The following is a 21289-nucleotide window of genomic DNA, read 5'->3' as shown; positions in this document are numbered from 1 at the left end:
GCATCCGACCCGCAGCCTCGCTAGACGATGGTCCAAGGGTGATTAGCTCAGTGGTAGAGCGCTTCGTTCACATCGAAGATGTCAGGAGTTCAAATCTCTTATCACCCACCATTCTTTCTCGAATTTGTACGGGCAATCGCCAGCAAGAGAGGGCCTTCATGACAGTCGAACTTTTCGTTTTGCGCCATGGAGAAACCACATGGAACCGTGAAGGTCGAATGCAGGGTCATCTAAATGCACCGCTGACCGAACTTGGTGTGGCGCAGGCGGTGGCACAGCGCAATATCATGACTGGCCAAGACCTTAGCGGCTTTCGCGTGTTGTCTAGCCCGTCCGGGCGCGCGGTGGAAACAGCCGCGATCGCGCTGGGGCCCCTTGTGACCGAAATCACCACCGACCCCGATCTGCGCGAAGTTGGCGTTGGTGAGTGGACCGGCCGTTTGCGCGCTGAACTGATTGATCCGACAGAGTGGCAGGTCACGACGGATGGCGTGTTGGAGCTGTATGACATGGCACCCGGTGGCGAAACGCTTGCGGGCCTAGAGGCGCGTTGCTCTCAGTTTTTGGCGCGCCTTGAGGGGCCGCATGTGCTGGTCACCCATGGGATCACCAGCCGCATGATCCGCGCTCTTGCGCTAGGTCATGGGCCGAATGTGACACTTGAGGCGTTGGCCGAGATGCCGGGCGGGCAGGGTGTTGTCTATCACGTTAAAAAAGGTCGTCAAAAACGTCTTTGTTAGGGCTTGCCCCTCCCTAATCTTTGACGTATTGCCTCGCCTAACGGGTCGTTAGCTCAGTTGGTAGAGCGCTTCGTTTACACCGAAGATGTCGGGAGTTCGAGCCTCTCACGACCCACCATATCCGCATATTAGATAATTGTTTTCTGGGTCTCAGGTTTACTGTGACCTATGCGTGTCTCTTAACTTGCTCACATACCACAGATGCGCAGTTTTATCGATAAGCGGATCGTGGATGTGCGAATGGAAGATTCGTGTGCGAAGGCGCGACGAATGACAGGTCACTGCAGACCGAGTCGTGGTGTAAAAAGGCTACACACTTTCAATACGATCTTGTGTAACAACACCGATTATTCGACTCCTTCGTGAAACGCTTTTTCAAGAGTGGTGTCATGGTCGGCGACGCGTGGCATCGGACATCTGGGGGATGTCATTAAAACCGACAATCGCTGTCGTGAAATGCGTATCAGCCCGAGCTGAGTGTGCTATTCAACCGCCAACCTTTCTGTAGCAGCGCGTGATCTCATGTCCACTTCAAGCCCGTTATCCGTTGGCGTCGCCCAATTTGCGTCTGACCCTACTGATTTGGATGCAAATTTCGATCAGCACTATGATTGGATTGACCAAGCACGCGCGAAAGACGTCGAGTTTCTGCTTATGCCGGAATTATCTCTGACGGGGCACTATGGGGCGTTGCGGCTTCTTGATGTTGCAATGAATATGGCCGATCCGCGGCTCAAAGCCCTATCGCAATACGCCGGAGACATGACGATTTGCTTTGGCTTCATCGAAGAAGGTCCAGCGGCGCAGTTCTACAACACCTCTGCGGTGTGGCGCGCGGGCAAGCTGTTGTATCTGCACCGCAAAATCAATCTGCCCAACTACGGTCTCCTCAATGAGGGCAAGCATTATGCGCCCGGTCGTTTCGTCGACACGTTGGCGATGCGGGATGAATGGCGCATGGGGCTGTTGATTTGTGCGGACGCATGGAACCCGGCACTTGTGCACCTTAGCTGTGTGCAGGGGGCGACGCTTTTGACCTGTCCGATTTCATCGGGGGTCGAGGCCGTTGCCGAAGATTTTGACAACCCCAAGGGCTGGGCGCGTACGATGGCCTTTTACTCGTCGATGTATGGTTTGCCATCGATCATGGCGAACCGTACCGGGGTGGAGGAAGATTTGACTTTTTGGGGCGGTTCCCGGATTCTTGACCCGTTCGGCGAAACGCTGGCGCAGGCCGGAACGGAACCGGCGCTGATCACGGCAACGTTGGAGTATCAAGCCATCCGCCGGGCACGTCATACGCTTCCCACGGTGCGAGATAGCAATATTTCGATGATCCATCGCGAAACGACGCGCATAATCGAAACACTCGGGGTCCCAAGCCACGTGCGGGATGTGGACTGATCCACTGCAGGACTTTCTTTAGCTAGGTTTAAACGTCGGTTCTCGGGCCGTAGATCGGACCTGAATGAAATCGGAATTCGCCCAAACATCGAGTATCGAGCGTTACCACGGCTGGAATGCAGCATTAACGCGGCCATGATCATCAGCTCGGGCTGCATCCTGAATGTGTCCCAGTCAGACCACTAACTGGTGCGTTCAAGCACAGTGATAAGACCATCTATGACCCGCAGGATGTCATGGCTGCACCTCTTGCGCGCTGTCTCGGTGCCCCTTGTTGCAGATCCTCCCTCTCAATCCCAATAGCGGCGCCCATAAGTCGGGAAGTGGATGCTTCTTTGGGTGGGTTGCGAAAGCGCGACTGCGGTGTGGTCTGGGCAATGCTTCGGATTAGAGGACCCGGTAGAGCGCTCAACCAGAGCTTTTGCTGAGGTACAACAGAGCCGATTAGTCCTTGGGCGGTGGCGCGCTGCGTGCAATCCACAAGCCGCCCAAAACCATGTAGGTCATCCCGCCGATGATGTAGCCGAGGATTACAGCCCATACCGGCCCGCCCACCATCCACACAGCCAGTGCGGTCAGGAGAGCACCAAGAATGCCTATGCCAACGAGGGCGCCAAGGGTTGTGATCGATTTCATACCCAAATTGTCGCAAGCAAAGCTTAACACAACCTTTACAGGCGTCATATCGAGTTAAGCATTTGCAGCGAATTTTAGGAAATCGGCCCGATAGTTCTGTCTAAAAAAGCCTTTGCAACAGTCGTCTCAGTCCACAATTCCACCACCAATAGCGAAGCTTGGGGGCGAGGTCCCCGAAACACTACAGAATGCCGGGCCGTCACGTAACAGCCCAGCCCATTTCATTTCCGTTCAAATACGCGCGTTAGCCTCGCAAAGCGGGTAAGCCGATGCCCGTGCTCTCAAAACCGCCATCGACGGCCAGTGTTTGACCATTCACATAACTGGCCTTGTCCGAACACAGCCAGAAAATCGCCTCAGCCAGTTCGTCTTCGTGACCATAGCGATTGAGAGGGATTGCGTCGTGGTAGGCCGCGATGATTTCGGGTGTGTGGACCGCCATTGCCAGCTTGGTGCGCACGGGGCCGGGGGCCACGCAGTTGGCGCGTACGCCAAACTCGCCCAATTCGGCGGCTTGCTGTTCGGTTAAATGCGCCACGGCGGCCTTGGACGTGCCATAGGCCACCCGAAGCGTAGAGGCCCGCAGCGCCGAGATGGACGCGATGTTCACGATCGCACCCTTGCGCGCCTTGAGCAGCGGGATGAACCCTTGGGACATCAGGAACGTCCCATCGAGATTGATCGACATGATCCGGCGCCAGCGCGCGAAATCAGTGTCCTCCATCGGGCCGAAATCCGCGATGCCTGCATTGTTCACCAAGGCGTTGATGCCGCCGCCCGTCAACTCCGTGACGCTGGCCACAAGGTCGTTTACGTCAGCTTCAAGGCTGATGTCGGCTACGATGTCATGCACGTCGCCCAACCCCTCGGCTGAGGCTTCTAGGGCGGGCGCATCCCAATCCACCCGGATGACTTTCCATCCATCTTCCAAGAACTTGGCAGTCGTGGCCAAGCCAATGCCACGTGCCGATCCGGTCACGAGCGCTACTTTTTGTGTCATGTTTCCCTCCCGTTTTGCGGCAGCCTGCCATGCGTTGCGGGGGCTTACAATCCGGGATCGCCGGGGCGGCAAGGACATCCCCGCGCGCCCGGCACAAGCGATTAGACTTGTTTCCCCTCCCACGGCTCCTACGGTGACGCAGGAGGCGCGCATGGGAAACTTAACTCGCAATCAAATCGGTATCTTGATGATCTGCCTGGGTACCGGGCTGATCACGCTGAATGACATGATGTTCAAGGCGCTGTCCGGTGACTACGCGCTCTATCAGATCGTTTTTGCGCGCTCGCTTGGCGGTCTGATGTTTTCAGTGATCATTCTACAGCTTGAGGGCGGCTGGCGGCTTTTGAAGACGGCGACGCCTTGGCAGCACGTCGCGCGCGCCTTGATGGTGGTTGTGTCGAACATGTCGTTCTTTCTGGCGATCGCCGCGATGCCGTTGGGGTTGGTGTCGGCGCTGTTCTTTGTGGCCCCGTTGTTGATTACGGTTCTTTCGATTCCTGTGTTGGGCGAACGGGTGGGCATCCACCGCTGGACGGCGGTGGGTGTGGGGTTTGCAGGCGTGGCGGTGATGTTCGTGCCAGAACTGTTAGGCCAAGGCCTAGGTGTTCCAGGGTGGAGCTACGCCTTACCGCTTGTCGCCGCGCTCAGCTACGCGGGCAATCAGGTGATGACCCGAAAATTGGGCGTGACCAGCCGGGCCAGTGCGCTCGCGATTTATATCCAAGTTATGTTTCTCGTGGTCAGTGTCATTTTCTACGCGGTGCTGGGGCAGGGGCAATACGCCGAGGGAATCACGAACGATAGTTTGGTGTTTTTGCTCCGCGCATGGGTCTGGCCTACGCCCGGCGACATCTGGGTGTTCCTCGCGCTTGGACTTAACGTAGCGGCAATTGCTTATTGCCTGTCACAAGCCTACCGGATGGCGGAAGCAGGCGTTGTGGCCCCGTTTGAATATGTGGCCCTTCCGCTCGCTGTTTTCTGGGGTTGGAGCGTTTTTGGAGAGATTCCGGGGCCGTTTACATGGGCCGGAATGGTGCTGATCGCGGGGGCAGGACTTTATATTGTCTGGAGAGAAAGAAAGTCGCGAAAAAGGGATTGACCCCCCCGTGCGGTAGCATTATCCCCCTCCACACGCAGTACGCGGTTGTAGCTCAGTTGGTTAGAGTACCGGCCTGTCACGCCGGGGGTCGCGGGTTCGAGCCCCGTCAACCGCGCCACTGCTGTATGACCTTTAGGTCACGTAAGAAAGCCGCCCTTCGGGGCGGCTTTTTCGTTTTGTATCATATGGTTGGGTTGGGTTAGCCCTAGGGCTAACCGCGTGATTTTCGCTCAAATCTTGGCAGCATTGCTGAGAAATCCTGCCCTGCGCCGTCCTCTGCTTCGACAAAGGTTTCATACAGCGCGGTGGTGGCTTGGCCCAGGGGTGTGTCAGCATCCACGGCCTCGGCTGCTTGCTGGCTCAGCCGCAAATCTTTCAGCATCAGCTCGGCTGCGAATCCCGGTTTGTAGCCATTGTCCGCCGGGGAATCGGGCCCAATACCCGGGGCCGGGCAGTAGGCGTTCATCGACCACGAATATCCGGAGGAAGTTGACACAACGTCAAACATCGCCTGACGGTCCAGCCCCAGTTTGTCTGCCAAGGCAAAGGCCTCACAGGTCGCTGTCATCGTCACGCCAAGAATCATGTTGTTGCAGATTTTGGCCGCTTGGCCATTGCCGGCACCCCCACAATGGACGGCCTTTTGCCCCATGATCTCAAACAGCGGCTGTGCGGTGACAAATGCGTCCTGTGAGCCGCCGACCATAAAGGTCAATGTGCCCGCATCCGCGCCACCCGTTCCGCCGGATACAGGGGCATCTAGGGCCGCGAGGCCTGCGGCCTTTGCCTGCTCGGCAACCGCTCGCGCGCTGTCTACATCCACTGTTGAACAGTCCAACAGCACAGCCCCCGGCTTCATCGCCGCAGTGACCTCGTCCGCGACGGCGCGCAGGATCGCGCCGTTGGGCAGCATCGTGATCACGACATCCGCACCCTCCGCGGCCTCGGCCCCGGATGCGGCAGCTGTTACGCCCACAGGGCAGGGCGCGTTCAGGTCAAACCCCGCAACCGTGTGTCCCGCGGAGGCCAAGTTGCGCGCCATATGGTGCCCCATATTTCCCAGGCCGATAAATCCAATCTGCATAGTATCCCTCCTCCTAAAGTTTCAAAGCATCTGGCCCTAGTGGCATCAACATCCGGGCGACGTCGGTGGCCGGAACAGCCTCCGGGCTCGAATGGCGCCATTTGGGAGATTTATCCTTGTCGATAATCTGGGCGCGAATGCCCTCGACGAAATCGCTGTGCTCAAGTGCGCGGTAGGTAAAGCGGTACTCAAGCTTTAGCGCGTCCGTCATTGTGGTGGCATCGTTCATCCGGTGCAGCATCTCAACGGCACAGGCCATGCCTAGTGGTGCATTGCTCGATAGCGCCTTGGCGGCCCGCTCGGCTAAGGGGCCTTTTGCGGTTGCGATGCACCGCACGATGTCGCCCAGTGTCTCACCACTGAATAAGGCATCAATTTCAGCCTGCGCGGCTGCCAGTGGCGCATCGGGCGGCGGCGCAGACGCATCCGCAATGACCGCCACATCACCGGTCGCGCATAGGGCCGCCTTAAGGTCCTCCCAGCCAGTGGGCACATAACTGTCTGCAAACCCAGTATAGATGGCGTCTCCCGCCGCCATTCGTGCCCCGGTGGTGCCTAGGTATTCACCCAAACGCCCCGGCGCGAGGTGCAACAGCAACGATCCACCGACATCGGGCACAAGACCAATCGCGCATTCGGGCATCGCAATTTGGCTGCTGTCATTCACAATGCGGTGGGAGCCATGGCACCCAACGCCAACGCCGCCGCCCATGGTAAACCCCTGCAAAAACGCGACAACGGGCTTTGCGTAGTGAAAAATCTTTGCGTTCATGCGGTATTCATCCGCCCAGAACCGCTGCCCGTAACCGTATTCGCCCTTAACGCCTGCGGCATACATCTCTGCGATATCGCCACCTGCACAGAATGCGCGCGTCCCGTCGGCGTCAATCACAACAAGGTCAACGGCGCTGTCCGTGGCCCATGCATCAAGGGCGGCCTCAATGGCCAGACACATTTCCCACGTTAGGGCATTTAACGCGTCCGGGCGTTGTAGCGTTATTCGACCAGCACGTCCCTCAATTCGGCACCAGATATCTTCTTGCAAGGCTGCCCTTCCTTTGTTCCCAAAATACTCAAAAAGGGGGGTGCGGGGGGACATGGTCCCCCCGCGGGGCGCCGCGTATCACGCGGCGCAGACCCGTCTTATTCCATTACAGGAATAGAGAAAGCCGCCCCATCTTTGATACCCGAGGGCCAGCGCGCCGTGACTGTTTTGGTGCGTGTATAGAATTTGAACGCATCCGGTCCGTGTTGGTTCAAGTCGCCAAACACGGATTTTTTCCAACCACCAAACGTGTGATAGGCCAATGGCACGGGGATCGGAACGTTCACCCCAACCATGCCGACGTTAATGCGCGCTGCAAAGTCGCGCGCCGCGTCGCCGTCGCGGGTGAAGATCGCGGTTCCGTTGCCGTACTCGTGATCCATCGCAAGACCGATGGCCTCTTCATAGTTCTGCGCGCGCACAACGGACAAAACGGGGCCAAAAATCTCTTTTTGGTAGATTTCCATGTCCTTGGTCACGCGGTCAAACAGATGCGGACCCACAAAGAACCCGTCCTCATACCCCTGAAGGGAAAAACCGCGACCGTCCACGACCAGTTCAGCGCCCGCCTCAACGCCGGTCTCGACGAGCCGCTCAATGTTTGCCTTTGCGGCCGCCGTCACAACGGGGCCGTAGTCCACATCTGCGCCAGAAGTGTAGGGGCCCACTTTCAGTGCCTCAATCCGCGGTACAAGCTTTTCGATCAGCTTGTCTGCAGTTTCCTCGCCCACGGGGACAGCGACAGAGATCGCCATGCAGCGTTCGCCAGCAGCACCGTAGCCCGCGCCAATCAACGCATCCGCCGCTTGATCCATATCCGCGTCGGGCAGGATGATCATGTGGTTCTTGGCACCACCAAAACACTGCACGCGCTTGCCGTTGGCACAGCCACGCTCATAAATATAGGCGGCAATCGGGGTGGAGCCGACAAAGCCCACGGATTGGATGATTTCGTTGTCCAAAATCGCATCTACGGCTGTTTTGTCGCCGTTCACGACTTGGATCACACCCTTGGGCAGGCCTGCTTCTTCCAACAGTTCAGCCAACATGATTGGCACGGATGGGTCACGCTCGGATGGCTTAAGGATAAAGCTGTTCCCGCACGCAATGGCGGGCGCAAACATCCACATCGGGATCATAGCGGGGAAGTTAAATGGCGTGATGCCGGCGGTCACACCCAAGGGCTGACGCATCGAGTACATATCGATGCCGGGGCCTGCGTCGGTAGTGTATTCGCCCTTCAGCAGCTCTGGCGCGCCGATGCAGTATTCGACCACCTCAAGCCCGCGTTGCACATCGCCTTTGGCGTCGGGCAGGGTTTTGCCATGCTCACGGCTTAGCGCTTCGGCCAGTTTGTCCATGTCGCGGTGCAATAGGCCGACAAAGGCCATCAAAACCCGCGCGCGGCGTTGTGGGTTGGTTGCGGCCCATTTGGGCTGTGCGGCCTGCGCGACGGCGACTGCATGTGCCATTTCTTCGCCATTGGCGAGCGGCACGCGTGCCTGAACCTCACCCGTGGCCGGATTGTAGACATCGGCAAAGCGCCCGGATGAGCCCGCAACGCGCGCGCCATTGATGTAGTGACACAGGTCTTCCATGACCGTTCCTCCCAAGAGTATTAAATCCCTAGCCTTGAGTGGCAAATTCGGCGGGCGGGTGCAAAGAGGTTTTGGCAACAAACGTGTCCTGCTCGAAATTGCACGACATTTTGCCCGCTTAAGTTGTAATTGCGCGCCACCACACACCTTGACAGAAGCCATTCTCGCGCGCACGCTTTATCCACACGTAAGATACGGCAGGAGGGTTAGGGATGCTCGTTCATCAAATTCTGAAATCAAAGGCCACGACTGATGTTCTGACCATCGCCCCCGACGCGCTGGTGTCAGATGCGGCCGCTGAACTGTCGTCGCGCAAAATTGGCTCATTGGTGGTTTCAAATGGGGACGGGACCGCAGCCGGTATCTTGTCAGAGCGTGACATCGTACGCGAAATTGGCCGCCGTGGGACGATCTGTCTGAGTGAGAAAGTCTCGGATATGATGACCAAAACCCTCGTGACCTGCGCCCCGAACGACGATGCGCAAAGCGTGCTTGAGAAAATGACCAACGGCCGGTTCCGTCACATGCCCGTGTTGGATGGCGGCAAGATGGTTGGTTTGGTCACGCTGGGTGATATCGTCAAAGCGCGTTTGTCTGAGGTTTCGATGGAAAAAGAAGCCCTTGAAGGGATGATCATGGGGCACTGACCTCGGCGCGCCGCACGGCAACATCTCGGGACAGATGTACGCGGGAGGCTTGCTTTTTGTGTGCGTGTCAGGTTTGCCTAAGGGCCACGACAGCACAAACCCCCGGAGGTGCCGATGCGCACTGGACTTTATCCCGGCACCTTTGACCCGATCACGTTGGGTCATATCGATATCATCAAACGGGCCTGTTCCTTGGTGGATCGCCTTGTCATTGGCGTTGCGATCAACCGTGACAAGGGGCCATTGTTTTCACTCGAACAGCGCGTCGCGATGGTTGAGGAAGAATGTGCTTTTTGGGCGAAAAAGACCGGCGTTGAGATCATCGCGCACCCCTTTGAGAACCTTTTGATTGATTGCGCCCGCGATGTGGGGGCGCAGGTGATTGTTCGAGGCCTAAGGGCTGTTGCGGACTTTGAGTATGAATTCCAGATGGTTGGCATGAACCGCCAACTCGACAACAGCATCGAGACAGTCTTTTTGATGGCTGAGGCAGAGCATCAGGCGATTGCCTCCAAGCTGGTCAAGGAAATCGCGCGGCTCGGAGGGGATGTGTCAAAGTTTGTTACACCGCCCGTAAAAGACGCGCTGCATCAGATGTACCCAAGCGATAGCGCGGTCCTGCGCCGAGAGGCCTGAAGCCCCCTTTCCCTTTCCGTCCAAGGACCCTAGGGTGCCCGCCAAACGGACACGGAAAGGAAGCCACATGGCCGATATCAAAGATCCAGAAAACACGATTCTGATGGAACTCAAGGGCGGCACGGTCGTCATTGAGCTGTTGCCGGACGTTGCCCCCGGGCATTGCGACCGCATGAAGGAATTGGCTCGCGAAGGTGCTTATGACAACGTGGTGTTTCACCGCGTGATCGAAGGTTTCATGGCGCAAACCGGTGACGTGCAGCACGGCAACCTTGATGCAGGCGGCAACATTCGTTCCGCAGGTACCGGCGGGTCCGACAAGCCGAACCTGAAGGCTGAATTCTCTGGCGTGCCACACGATCGTGGCACATTAGGCGCGGCGCGTTCCTCCAGCCCGGACAGCGCAAACTCGCAGTTCTTCATTAACTTCAACGACAACCACTTCCTTAACCGGCAATATACGGTCTACGGCCGGGTCATCAGCGGAATGGATCATGTCGATGCGATCACCCGTGGCGAGCCACCTGCGAATCCCGATGTTATGATTTCGGTTAAGGTCGCAAGCGATGCCGATGCGTAGTCTTGCTTTTGCACTGGCGTTGGCAGTCGCTACGCCCGCGCTTGCAGTCGAGATGACCATCACAGTCGAGGGGGAGGCCAACGGCGCGATCACTATCGATTTGCTCGAAGAGGTCGCCCCCAACCACGTGGCGCAAATCAGAACGCTGGCTGAGCAGGGCGCCTACGATAACGTGGTGTTTCACCGCGTTATTGATGGTTTCATGGCGCAAACTGGGGATGTCGAATTTGGCAAACTCGGTGCAGATATGCGCATGGCGGGGCGTGGCGGCTCGGATTTGCCCAATATTTCCGCTGAGTTCTCGGACATTTCGTATGAGCGTGGCACAGTCGGTATGGCACGGGCACAAAACCCCGATAGCGCCAATTCGCAGTTCTTTATCATGTTTGAACCCGGTCCGTTCTTGAATGGTCAGTACACCGTCATTGGCCAAGTGACGGACGGTTTGGATGTCTTGGACGCGATCAAACGTGGTACCGGATCGAATGGTGCGGTTGTTGGCCGCCCCGATGTCATGACGACGGTTACGATCTCTCGGTAAGACTTGTTTCATGTAAACGAGAACGGGCGGCCCAATCGGGCCGCCCGTTTTGCATCTGGTGCTAAGTCTTAGCTAGGTTTGCGCCGTCGCTTGCGACCCATGACCATTAGGCCTGCCAAACCCGTCATCCCCAGCACTGCGCCTGCCGGCAGTGGCACCGCTGCGGCGGTGGCCGCATCGATTGTGAAGCCGTCATTTAGGCCGCTGTGACGCATTTCGACGGAGGCCGATGTTACAAATCCGCTAAAATCGACCACGACCAGTTTTTCGTTTCCATTCCCTGCGCCAGGCCCGAATGTCGCGGTTTCACCGCCAGCGGATACTGTCAGCGTCTGGAACTCACCGCCGTCACGCAAGCCAAAGATCAAACGGTTGAACGATGCACTGCCCACGCGGCTGACGTCCCACTTGATCCCAAGCGTATCATTGGAATTGAGCGATCTGCTGCCCGCGATGGGGATGAGATTGCCTTGGCCATTGATGCCATCTTCTTGAATGGCTAAATCGGCAGAGCACGTTCCGCCGCCGTTCGATCGACACGTTGAGCCGCTACCAACGCCGCCAAGGCTGGAAAAGGTGCCAACGCTCGTCCCGGTGAGGGGGCCGCTCAGTGCGCCGCCAGAATAAGATTCAAAGTCTTCGAGTGAGAAGTTTCCGCCCATTGATGACGCAAAAGCGGTCAGGTCAAAGGTCGCGACTGATATGGATGAAGCCTGCGCAGACGCCCCGAATGACAGAGTGATGGCGCAAAGTGCCGCTAAGAACTGTTTTGTTTTCATGTCAAAATTCCGAAAGATATACTTTAGATATAAATCTGATACTAACGGTGAGATTCGATCCTGAAAAGATACAATATGGCAGAATTCGGGTGAATTACCCTACGTCACTTTAAAAAATGACGTAGGATTAAGTCTCTGAAGCGATCTAAGGCTGTAGCTGAACAAGCGCGTGGCGCTTTTTGCCTGCGCTTAGTTTTATAGGGGTCGCAAGGTCACTGGATGTGACCATAACACCCGGATCGGTCAGTGCGGCATCATTCATCTGCGCCCCACCGCCCGAAATCAGGCGCTTGGCCTCCTTGCCCGATCCCGCAAGGCCTGACCGTGTGATCAGCTGAACGATGGAAATGCCATCACCAACCTCATCGGCGGACAAGGTCAAGGTCGGCAGGTCATCGCCCGCGCCGCCTTTTTCAAACACTTCGCGCGCAGTTGCTTCTGCGGTTTGTGCGGCCTCTGCGCCGTGCAACAGGGTGGTGACCTCGTTGGCGAGGATGATCTTTGCTGCATTGATCTCGGATCCCTCTAGCGCGCCAAGGCGATCACATTCGTCAACAGGCAGTTCAGTGTAGAGCTTCAGGAACCGGCCAACATCTGCATCCGTCGTATTGCGCCAGAATTGCCAAAACTCATAGGGAGACAGCATTTCACCGTTTAGCCAGATCGCGCCGCCTTGGCTTTTGCCCATTTTCTTGCCGTCGCTCGTCGTCAGAAGCGGGGTTGTCAGGCCGTAGACGTCTGAATCGATAACCCGGCGTGTCAGGTCGATCCCATTAATGATATTGCCCCACTGGTCCGACCCACCCATCTGCAACAAACAACCGTAGCGGCGGTTAAGTTCCATGAAGTCATAGGCTTGCAGGATCATGTAGTTGAATTCGAGAAAGCTAAGCGATTGTTCGCGGTCCAGCCGAGATTTAACGCTTTCAAAGCTAAGCATCCGGTTCACGCTGAAATGCCGCCCAATGTCGCGCAAAAACTCTAGGTAGTTTAGCCCATCCAGCCATTCGGCATTGTTGCGCATGATCGCCTGACCGGGCGCGTCGCCGTAGTCGAGATACTGGGCAAAGACCTTTTGCATGCCAGCGATGTTGGCATCAATTTGCTCGGGCCCGAGCAGTGGGCGTTCGTCTGAGCGGAACGAAGGGTCGCCCACCTTGGTCGTGCCGCCCCCCATCAGGGTGATCGGCTTATGGCCCGTTTTCTGGAACCACCGCAGCAGCATGATGTTCAACAGATGCCCCACATGAAGCGAGGCGGCCGTGGCGTCATACCCGATATAGGCCGGGACAACGCCGGCGATCAGGGCGTCATCCAACGCTTGCAGGTCGGTGCAGTCGGCCAGAAAGCCGCGCTCGATGATCACGCGGAGAAACTCGGATTTGGGCTGGTAGGTCATCGGAATTGGGTCCATCTTTGGGGTGAGGTGTGCATAAGCAAAAGCGCGCGCAAGGGAAAGAGCCATGGAACGGATTTGGGCGGTTGGTGCCATGTCGGGCACGTCGATGGATGGTGTGGACACCGCTGAACTGTTCACGGACGGCTCTGAGATCTTTGCATTCGGCGAAGCTAGGTACCGCCCATATACTGAGTCAGAGCGCGCTGTTCTGCGCGCCGCTATGGGAAAATGGCAGGGGGATCCCGGCGTTGCCGAGGCCGCAGATGTCGTGGAGGCCGCCCACATAGAGGCACTTCGACCACATGGTGAAAAGCTGATCGGCTTTCATGGGCAGACGCTGGCCCACGCACCCGGTGCACAAGGCACGCACCAAGCGGGCAGTGGTGATGTCCTGGCCGAGGCGCTCGGCGCCCCTGTTGTTTGGGATTTTCGTACAGCCGACGTCGGCCTCGGTGGTCAGGGCGCGCCACTTGCGCCTGCGTTCCACTTTGCCTGTGCGCGCTGGATCGGGGCGACTGCACCGCTGGTGTTCCTCAATCTTGGGGGGGTTGCGAACCTTACGTGGCTCGATCCGCGGGGCGATCAAATGGATGCGCCTGGCGCGATGCTCGCGTTTGACACCGGCCCCGCGAATGCGCCCCTTGATGATTTAGTGCGCAGCGCCACAGGTGCAAGCTATGACGCCGACGGCCATTTGGCGGCTGACGGGCGGTGCTATACTGCCCTGTCAGAAGCCGTCATGGAGCATCGGTTCTTTGGCGATCTTCCGCCAAAGTCTTTGGATCGCAATGAGTTGTCGCGTGTACTTGAACCAATCACGACACTTCCTCTTGCGGACGCATTGACCACACTTGCTGATGTTGTTGGGCGCTCAGTTGCCCGCGGGCTGGCCTTTTGCCCCGAGATGCCTGCGCAGGTGCTGGTGGCTGGTGGCGGGCGGCAGAACCCGACGTTGATGGCTGCCCTTAATGCGCATATTTCGTGTCCCGTAAATCCCGTTGAAACCGTCGATCTAGATGGCGACATGCTTGAGGCGCAGGCGTTTGCCTATCTCGCGGTGCGGGTCAAAGCGGGCTTGCCTACGTCCTTTCCGGGCACAACGGGTGTTGGGGCCTCGGTCGGGGGTGGTCGGATATCGCGCCCGGCTGCCAACGTCTAAATCAAGGTTTGAACCCTGATCACGGGCTGTTACACATGCCGTATAGACAAATTGATTTTGCGTGTTAAAACGGCCTCGTTAGCGCTAACATAACGCGAGCGCGTCCGATTTCCTACCTGCGGAGACCTAAAGTATGGTTTCAAGAGTTATCCCTGTCGATGCCTTCGATCTTGTGATCTTTGGGGGGACCGGTGATCTGGCCCGCCGCAAAATCCTGCCGGGCTTGTATCGCCGTTTCTGGGCTGGGCAGATGCCCGATGAGGCGCGCATCATCGGCGCGGCCCGTACCGAACAGGATGTTGAAGGGTTTCGCACAATGGTCGCTGAGGCGATCGCTGAGTTTGTGTCCGAGCGTAAGCGCGATGCGGATTGCATCAAACGATTTCTCGATTGCATCGACTACGTGACCCTTGATGCACGCGGCGAGGCGGGCTGGAAAGAACTGAAAACCAAGTGCCGGGACAACACGGTACAGGCGTTCTATTTCTCCGTAGGTCCGGGGCTGTTCGGTGATATCGCAGAGCGACTGCGCAGCTTTAAGATTGCCCGGCAAGACGCTCGTATCGTTGTGGAAAAACCATTTGGTCGTGATCTCGCGACAGCCAAGGCGCTGAACCGCGAGTTGAGCGCGAATTTCGACGAGTCGCAGATTTACCGCATCGACCACTACCTTGGTAAAGAGACGGTTCAAAACCTCATGGCCGTGCGCTTTGGCAACGTTCTGTTTGAGCCACTGTGGAACGCGCAATACGTGGATCACGTCCAGATCACCGTGGCCGAGACCGTCGGTGTGGGCGGGCGCGGGGCCTATTACGACAAATCTGGCGCGATGCGGGACATGGTGCAAAACCACCTGATGCAGCTATTGTGCCTGACCGCAATGGAGCCGCCTGCGAAGTTTGATCCGGACGCAGTACGGGATGAAAAGCTCAAAGTCATCCGTGCGCTGGACCCGGTCGAGGCTGACGATATCGTGCGCGGTCAATACCGCGAGGGTGCGGAGCCGGGGTATCTACAGGACGTTGAGAACGCAAACAGCCGCACCGAAAGCTTCATCGCCCTCAAATGCCACATTTCCAATTGGCGGTGGAAGGGGACACCGTTCTATCTGCGTACAGGCAAACGCATGGCCGCGCGGATGTCAGAGATCGTGGTGCATTTCAAACCGACACCGCACAGCATTTTTGGCGAAGAGGCAGGGACCAAGGCCAACGTTCTTAGTATCCGATTGCAGCCTGACGAAGGGATCGACCTGTCAGTTACCATCAAGGAACCCGGCCCCGGAGGTATGCGTTTGATGGACGTGCCTCTGGATATGTCCTTCGCCGAGGCTTTGGGCGAAGAGGCCGCCGATATGCCCGATGCCTATGAGCGTCTGATCATGGATGTGATGCGTGGCAACCAGACCCTGTTTATGCGTGGCGACGAAGTCGAGGCGGCTTGGGCGTGGACCGATCCGTTAATTGATGGCTGGACCCGACGCGGCAACAAGCCGTGTAGTTATGCCCAAGGGTCCACAGGCCCAGAAGAAGCAATGATGTTAATGCACAAGGACAGACGCCGCTGGCGCGAGTTGGAGCAATGAAAGACCTAATCGAATACCCCGATGCTGACATGATGATGCTCGATCTGGCCAATACGATTGCCGGATCGCTCGAAATGAACCTTCAAACCCATGATCGGGCGTCGCTGTGTGTGCCTGGTGGCACCACGCCGGGCCCGATTTTTGACAGCCTATGCGCTGCGGATCTGGATTGGGCGCGGGTCACGATCATGCTGAGTGATGAACGTTGGGTGCCCGAAAGCTCACCTCGGTCGAATACGGCACTGTTGATGCATCGGTTGTGTGTTGGGCGCGCGGCAGCGGCCCAGATTGCGCCACTTTATATGCAGACCGACACACCCGAAGAGGCCTTGGACGAGCTGATTGAGGGGCTCAAGCCTGCGTTGCCGATCTCGGTTCTTTTGCTGGGTATGGGCGCGGATATGCACACCGCCTCACTGTTTCCGGGCGCGGATCAACTAGATGCCGCACTGCGTGATGGTGCACCCGCTTTGATGGCCATGCGGGCCCCCGGCGCGCCGGAGCCGCGCATCACCCTAACTGCCCCGGTTCTGGCCGGTGCAATGGAAACACATATCGTGATTATAGGGGATGAAAAACGCGAGGCCTTAGAACGCGCTAAGCATCTTAGCCCACAATCCGCGCCTGTGTCGGTCGTACTGCCTAACGCGACGGTTCACTGGGCGCCATGAACACGTTTTGGAAGGCCGTTGCGCAGGCCAAGCAAGAAACAGGCGCAGATATCCAAACGCTGCTAAGCGATCCGGCGCGGGATTTCACCGTCTCGCAGGGTGACGTCATTTTCGACTACCGCAAGACTGCGATGACGCAGGATGCGCGTGCGACCCTTTTGGCTGCGGCTGAAGCCGTGGTTCCCGCGGCGCGTGCCGCGATGTTTGACGGTCAGCCGATCAATGACACCGAAGGCCGCGCCGTATTGCACACCGCCTTGCGCGCAGGCCCCGACGCCGAAATTCACGTGGACGGCGCCGATATCATGCCCGGTATTCGCGCCACCTTGGACCGTATGGGCGCATTCGCGGCCCAGGTCCGCAGCGGCGAATTTACCGGCGCGGGCGGCAAGATCACAGATGTTTTGAACATCGGGATTGGCGGCTCGGACCTTGGACCTGCCATGGGAACACTTGCGTTGGCGCCCTTTGCGGATGGCCCGCGCGTGCATTTCGTATCTAACGTGGATGGGGCGGACTTCGCGGATAAAACGCGCGGCCTAAATCCGGCCACGACGCTCGTAATTGTGGCCTCCAAGACGTTCACGACGATCGAAACTATGACCAACGCGGCCACGGCCAAGGCGTGGATGGCGGATGTGCCAGACCTTGATGCACAATTCGTCGCGCTCAGCACGGCGGATGACAAGGTCGCGGCCTTTGGCATCCCGCCTGAGCGGATGTTTGGTTTTGAGGATTGGGTCGGCGGACGTTATTCGATGTGGGGTCCGATTGGCTTATCGCTGATGCTGGCCATCGGGCCAGAGCGGTTTGAGGCGATGCTGACCGGGGCACGCGCGATGGATGACCATTTCCGCACCGCACCTTTGGCGCAGAACATGCCTGTGATGCTCGCACTTGTGGGTATCTGGCATCACCAAGTGTGCGGATTTCCGACGCGCGCTGTGCTGCCCTATGACAACCGCCTCGCGCGTCTGCCTGCGTACCTGCAACAGCTTGAGATGGAGAGTAACGGCAAACGCGTCACGATGGACGGCAGCGATAGCGAGGGCGTGACAGGCCCCGTCGTGTGGGGCGAGCCGGGCACAAACGGCCAGCATGCGTTCTATCAGCTGATCCACCAAGGTACGACGCCGGTACCGTGCGAGTTTATGATCGCCGCACGCGGTCATGAGCCTGATCTGGATCATCACCATCGGCTGCTGATCGCGAATTGCCTTGCGCAGTCCGAGGCGCTGATGCGCGGTCGATCCCTAGCAGAGGCGCGGGCGATCATGGCTGCCAAGGGCTTTGAGGGCCCCGAGCAAGACCGCCAAGCCCGCCACCGTGTGTTCCCGGGTAATCGCCCGTCTACGACGCTGATCTATCCACAACTGACCCCAGAAGTGTTGGGCCAGATCGTCGCTCTGTATGAGCACCGCGTGTTCGTTGAGGGGGTGATGCTGGGCATCAATTCGTTTGATCAATGGGGTGTTGAGCTGGGCAAAGAGCTGGCCACTGCTTTGGGACCTTTGGTTGAGGGAGCCGACGCGGGGGATAAGGATGCCTCGACCCAAGGCTTGCTTGCGCAATTGTGCGCTTGGCGGGCGGACTAAAACGGGCCGCTCGGGGTAAACCTGCGGTCAGATGTGTTGCCATGGCAGCATCTTCGAATGAAACGTTGGCCTAAGCTTTTGGGCCAACGTGACTATCCTCAGATGATAGATCGGCTGCTTTTTATCCTGGCCTGTTCGCCCGGATCCTTCCGTTTTTTGGACAGGACACTCTTTTGGCTCGGGCCCAAGGGGCAGTGCCGCCGTTTGCCCCATAGCCAAGTGCGCTAGACGCTAACCCTCAAATACCGCGCCATCCTGTTGGACGATCACGTCGATAAACGCCTGAGGCAGGGCTTTGCGGGTCACGGCGTCTTCTTCCATCAGGACGATCACCGCGTGCCCCACGGCACAGACCTGTCCACGGGCTACAACGGCGTATTGCATCTTCCACGATGTGCGCCGATAGCTGAGGGACCGGCCCACGACGATGTATTCCTCGTCGAGGTGCAGGGGGGCTTTGTATTCCACATCGACGTTGCGCAGCACTAGGACTGGACGCTCACCCGATGCGACGAAATTAGCGATGCCGTAGTCCCGCATGTAGGCCACGCGAAAGCTTTCGAACCAACTGAGGTAGACGGCGTTGTTGACATGGTTCAGCACGTCCAACTCATGAAATCGCACTCGGTCCGCTTGACCGATCTTGAACACATCCGGCACGCCCCGCGCGCGCAGTGTTGGGGTATCAAGTGGGGTCAGGAGGGGCAGGGACATTGGGTGGCTCATCGCTAGAACATTTGGCCGCCAAACTGCACCATCTGACGCTAGGGTCAACCAGTTCGCGATGTTCAGAAGGACTGGAGCGGGTAACGAGAATCGAACTCGTAACTTAAGCTTGGGAAGCTCGCGTGATACCTTTTCACCATACCCGCGTCCGTAAGGCTACTTAGGCCGGGCGGCGCGGGGATACAAGCGGTCTTGGTGTGATTGCGGGTCGTTCTTGGCGGAATGTTCCGTACGGCCAGAGCCTTCGGTTTCCCGCGGCTCTGGCTGTTTGTGGGGTTGCACTAGGCGCGGCGACGGCGTCGGCCAGAGCTGTTCTTTTCGCCACCCTGACCAAAATGCGTCGCAGGAAGCGGTGCGATCGCGGCAAGGTGTGGAAAGGGGTCTGTTGCGTGCGGGATCGCGTTGGCGTTGACGAAATGCTCTTGGAATTTCGGCTCAATCGCGGTTTCGATCTTTTCGATACGGCTGACCAGCCCCTCGATGTGTGCCCGGGCGCCTGCGTTGCACAGCGCCATGCGCGCGCCGTGGCCCGCGGCATTTCCCGCACTGGTGACGTTTTCAAGCTGCGCGTCGGGGATCATTCCCAAAACCATCGCGTGCTTGGGGGAAATATGCGCCCCAAACGCCCCGGCCAGTGTGACACGGTCCACGGTATCCACGCCCAACTCATCCATCAAAAGCCGCGCCCCGGCATAGAGCGCGGATTTAGCAAGCTGGATCGCCCGGATATCGCCTTGGGTGACGGTGATGCGCGGCCCTCCCGCCTCGGCGCCGTCCCACAAAAGGTATTCATTGGTGCGACCGGTGGCGACAGCGCGTGGCGTGCCGGTTTGCGCCTCTGATCCGATCAACCCTGAAGGGTCCAACAGCCCAGCCATCCGCATTTCTGCAACGGCCTCAATGATGCCCGAGCCGCAAATCCCGGTAATCCCAGTCTCGGCTGTGGCCTCTGCGAATTCGGGCGCGTCGGACCACACGTCTGAGCCAATCACACGAAAGCGCGGCTCTTTGGTGATGGGGTCGATCTCAACGCGTTCAATGGCGCCGGGGGCGGCCCGTTGGCCAGCGCTGATCTGGGCGCCCTCAAATGCGGGCCCCGTCGGGGACGAGCAGGCCAGAACCTTGGAGCGGTTGCCCAAAAGAATTTCAGCATTGGTGCCGACATCCACGATGAGCACTAAGTCATCCGATGTTTCGGGGGATTCTGATAACGCCACGGCAGCAGCGTCTGCGCCGACGTGTCCGGCGATACAGGGCAGCAGATAAGTCTGAGCGTTGGGGTTAAGGTTGCTCAACTCCAACTCGCGCGCATGCAGCGAAAGACTGCCAGAGGTGGCCAATGCAAAGGGCGCTTGACCCAGTTCGACGGGATCAATCCCGAGAAGAAGGTGGTGCATGACCGGGTTGCAGACAAAAACAGTCTCAACCACTTGGCGCAGCTCAACGTCTGCTTCTCGTGCGAGTTCCGCAAAAAGGGTATTGATCCCTTCGCGCACGGCGCGGGTCATCTCAACATCGCCGCCGGGGTTCATCATCGCGTAGGACACCCGCGACATGAGGTCTTCGCCAAAGCGAATTTGGGGGTTCATTAGCCCGGATGAGGCGAGAACGGACCCATCCGACAGATCGCATAGGTGCGCAGCAATTGTCGTTGAACCGAGGTCCACGGCAAGACCATAGAGAGGACCTTCGAAAAAGCCGGGCCAGACATCAAGAATTTCAGCGCGCCCATGGGGCGGCTGAAATACCGCGAGCGTGACGGTCCACTGCCCTTTGCGCAAAGCGGGTTGCAGTGCGCGCAAGACACCCAAAGATGCAGTAACCCCGGTGATGTCCCATTGCGCTTCAAGCGCTTGGCCGACACGCTCAAGGTCTCCGGTCGGTTCATCCATGTCGGGTTGCGCGACCTCGATATAGTAAAGCCGCGTTGCCGGATCCATCGTAATGGGACGCTGGCTGGCGGATTTACGGATAACCTGTTTGTGCACTTGGCTTTCTGGTGGGACGTCCACGACCACATCACCATGAACCTTCGCCTGACACCCCAAGCGACGCCCATCAATCAACCCGCGTTTGTCTTTGTAACGCTGCTCAACCGCGTTCCATTCGGACAGCGCATCGGAGGCAACCGTGACCCCGTGCTTTGGGAAATCTCCCAAGCCTGGCTGAATTTGACACTTGGAGCAGATACCACGACCGCCGCAGACGCTATCAAGGTCAACACCAAGTTGCCGCGCAGCTGTCAGGATAGGCGTGCCAACCGCAAAACGGCCGCGTTTGCCAGAGGGGGTGAAAACGACAAGGGGGTCTTGAGCCATATGCAATTCAGTGTGCCGCTAGAAGACTTTTCAAAAAAGTCTTCGTG

The 21289-nt window shown here is 58.0% G+C and carries 20 protein-coding genes and 4 tRNA genes; 14 read left to right on the top strand and 10 right to left on the bottom strand.

The window, feature by feature from the left end; all coding sequences use genetic code 11:
• Nucleotides 1-36 precede the first annotated feature (36 nt).
• The 4 genes from AC4GMC_RS02125 (at nt 37) to AC4GMC_RS02110 (ending at nt 2144) form a co-directional block, all read left to right on the top strand.
• Nucleotides 37-111: transfer RNA gene (locus AC4GMC_RS02125), tRNA-Val, on the top strand.
• A gap of 47 nt (nt 112-158) precedes the next feature.
• On the top strand, nt 159-740 hold the full coding sequence (locus AC4GMC_RS02120; protein WP_487878595.1) for a histidine phosphatase family protein: 582 nt from the start codon (nt 159-161) through the stop codon (nt 738-740).
• A 42-nt stretch (nt 741-782) separates the two neighbouring features.
• Nucleotides 783-858 (top strand) — tRNA-Val (locus AC4GMC_RS02115).
• A 404-nt stretch (nt 859-1262) separates the two neighbouring features.
• Nucleotides 1263-2144 carry a nitrilase-related carbon-nitrogen hydrolase gene (locus tag AC4GMC_RS02110; RefSeq protein ID WP_487878061.1) on the top strand — a complete coding sequence of 294 codons (882 nt, stop codon included), beginning with the start codon at nt 1263-1265 and terminating at the stop codon, nt 2142-2144.
• Nucleotides 2145-2588: 444 nt separating this feature from the next.
• On the opposite strand, the gene AC4GMC_RS02105 is transcribed toward AC4GMC_RS02110, so the two are convergent.
• Nucleotides 2589-2780 (bottom strand): hypothetical protein, encoded by a 192-nt coding sequence (locus AC4GMC_RS02105; RefSeq protein WP_487878060.1) that lies wholly within the window; start codon nt 2778-2780, stop codon nt 2589-2591.
• A 244-nt stretch (nt 2781-3024) separates the two neighbouring features.
• Nucleotides 3025-3780, bottom strand: a complete 756-nt coding sequence (locus tag AC4GMC_RS02100) for an SDR family NAD(P)-dependent oxidoreductase (protein ID WP_487878059.1) — start codon at nt 3778-3780, stop codon at nt 3025-3027.
• A 151-nt stretch (nt 3781-3931) separates the two neighbouring features.
• Here AC4GMC_RS02100 and AC4GMC_RS02095 point away from each other — a divergent pair, with 151 nt between their 5' ends.
• Both AC4GMC_RS02095 and AC4GMC_RS02090 read left to right on the top strand, forming a co-directional pair.
• The gene (locus AC4GMC_RS02095; RefSeq protein WP_487878058.1) at nt 3932-4879 is read left to right on the top strand and encodes a DMT family transporter; all 948 of its coding nucleotides are present in this window, start codon (nt 3932-3934) and stop codon (nt 4877-4879) included.
• Nucleotides 4880-4920: 41 nt separating this feature from the next.
• Nucleotides 4921-4997 (top strand) — tRNA-Asp (locus AC4GMC_RS02090).
• A 93-nt stretch (nt 4998-5090) separates the two neighbouring features.
• On the opposite strand, the gene mmsB is transcribed toward AC4GMC_RS02090, so the two are convergent.
• From mmsB to AC4GMC_RS02075, 3 genes are all read right to left on the bottom strand, one after another.
• Nucleotides 5091-5963 (bottom strand): 3-hydroxyisobutyrate dehydrogenase, encoded by an 873-nt coding sequence (gene mmsB, locus AC4GMC_RS02085; RefSeq protein WP_487878057.1) that lies wholly within the window; start codon nt 5961-5963, stop codon nt 5091-5093.
• A 13-nt stretch (nt 5964-5976) separates the two neighbouring features.
• Nucleotides 5977-7008, bottom strand: a complete 1032-nt coding sequence (locus AC4GMC_RS02080; protein ID WP_487878896.1) for an enoyl-CoA hydratase/isomerase family protein — start codon at nt 7006-7008, stop codon at nt 5977-5979.
• 98 nt (nt 7009-7106) lie between these two features.
• On the bottom strand, nt 7107-8606 hold the full coding sequence (locus tag AC4GMC_RS02075; protein WP_487878895.1) for a CoA-acylating methylmalonate-semialdehyde dehydrogenase: 1500 nt from the start codon (nt 8604-8606) through the stop codon (nt 7107-7109).
• A 212-nt stretch (nt 8607-8818) separates the two neighbouring features.
• Between AC4GMC_RS02075 and AC4GMC_RS02070 the strand changes: the two genes are divergently transcribed.
• The 4 genes from AC4GMC_RS02070 (at nt 8819) to AC4GMC_RS02055 (ending at nt 11010) form a co-directional block, all read left to right on the top strand.
• Nucleotides 8819-9253: a CBS domain-containing protein gene (locus AC4GMC_RS02070; protein WP_487878364.1), complete on the top strand. Its 435-nt coding sequence runs from the start codon at nt 8819-8821 to the stop codon at nt 9251-9253.
• Nucleotides 9254-9367: 114 nt separating this feature from the next.
• Entirely contained in the window at nt 9368-9889 is a 522-nt protein-coding gene (coaD, locus tag AC4GMC_RS02065; RefSeq protein WP_487878363.1) for a pantetheine-phosphate adenylyltransferase, read from the top strand.
• A 67-nt stretch (nt 9890-9956) separates the two neighbouring features.
• Nucleotides 9957-10469 carry a peptidylprolyl isomerase gene (locus AC4GMC_RS02060; RefSeq protein ID WP_038006547.1) on the top strand — a complete coding sequence of 171 codons (513 nt, stop codon included), beginning with the start codon at nt 9957-9959 and terminating at the stop codon, nt 10467-10469.
• Entirely contained in the window at nt 10462-11010 is a 549-nt protein-coding gene (locus AC4GMC_RS02055) for a peptidylprolyl isomerase (RefSeq protein WP_487878362.1), read from the top strand. Before AC4GMC_RS02060 ends, AC4GMC_RS02055 begins: the two co-directional genes overlap by 8 nt.
• A gap of 68 nt (nt 11011-11078) precedes the next feature.
• On the opposite strand, the gene AC4GMC_RS02050 is transcribed toward AC4GMC_RS02055, so the two are convergent.
• Together AC4GMC_RS02050 and tyrS are read right to left on the bottom strand one after the other, a co-directional pair.
• Nucleotides 11079-11789 (bottom strand): VPLPA-CTERM sorting domain-containing protein, encoded by a 711-nt coding sequence (locus AC4GMC_RS02050; protein ID WP_487878361.1) that lies wholly within the window; start codon nt 11787-11789, stop codon nt 11079-11081.
• A gap of 145 nt (nt 11790-11934) precedes the next feature.
• Complete coding sequence (gene tyrS / locus AC4GMC_RS02045) at nt 11935-13188, bottom strand: tyrosine--tRNA ligase (protein WP_487878901.1); 1254 nt, start codon at nt 13186-13188, stop codon at nt 11935-11937.
• A 64-nt stretch (nt 13189-13252) separates the two neighbouring features.
• Between tyrS and AC4GMC_RS02040 the strand changes: the two genes are divergently transcribed.
• The 4 genes from AC4GMC_RS02040 (at nt 13253) to pgi (ending at nt 18198) form a co-directional block, all read left to right on the top strand.
• Nucleotides 13253-14347: an anhydro-N-acetylmuramic acid kinase gene (locus tag AC4GMC_RS02040; RefSeq protein WP_487878724.1), complete on the top strand. Its 1095-nt coding sequence runs from the start codon at nt 13253-13255 to the stop codon at nt 14345-14347.
• Nucleotides 14348-14480: 133 nt separating this feature from the next.
• Nucleotides 14481-15932: a glucose-6-phosphate dehydrogenase gene (zwf, locus tag AC4GMC_RS02035; protein WP_487878723.1), complete on the top strand. Its 1452-nt coding sequence runs from the start codon at nt 14481-14483 to the stop codon at nt 15930-15932.
• A complete protein-coding gene (gene pgl, locus AC4GMC_RS02030) occupies nt 15929-16603 on the top strand; it encodes a 6-phosphogluconolactonase (protein ID WP_487878660.1) in 675 nt (224 codons plus the stop codon). Before zwf ends, pgl begins: the two co-directional genes overlap by 4 nt.
• Nucleotides 16600-18198, top strand: a complete 1599-nt coding sequence (pgi, locus tag AC4GMC_RS02025) for a glucose-6-phosphate isomerase (RefSeq protein ID WP_487878658.1) — start codon at nt 16600-16602, stop codon at nt 18196-18198. Before pgl ends, pgi begins: the two co-directional genes overlap by 4 nt.
• 231 nt (nt 18199-18429) lie before the next feature.
• Here the strand turns inward: pgi and AC4GMC_RS02020 are convergent, their stop codons facing one another.
• From AC4GMC_RS02020 to AC4GMC_RS02010, 3 genes are all read right to left on the bottom strand, one after another.
• Nucleotides 18430-18912 (bottom strand): acyl-CoA thioesterase, encoded by a 483-nt coding sequence (locus tag AC4GMC_RS02020; RefSeq protein ID WP_487878659.1) that lies wholly within the window; start codon nt 18910-18912, stop codon nt 18430-18432.
• An 84-nt stretch (nt 18913-18996) separates the two neighbouring features.
• Nucleotides 18997-19070 (bottom strand) — tRNA-Gly (locus AC4GMC_RS02015).
• A 135-nt stretch (nt 19071-19205) separates the two neighbouring features.
• The gene (locus tag AC4GMC_RS02010; RefSeq protein WP_487878766.1) at nt 19206-21242 is read right to left on the bottom strand and encodes an ASKHA domain-containing protein; all 2037 of its coding nucleotides are present in this window, start codon (nt 21240-21242) and stop codon (nt 19206-19208) included.
• Between the last annotated feature and the right edge of the window lie 47 nt (nt 21243-21289).

The sequence above is a fragment of the Thalassobacter sp. genome (genome assembly GCF_982993085.1).
This window is presented reverse-complemented; position numbering and strand designations above follow the sequence as displayed.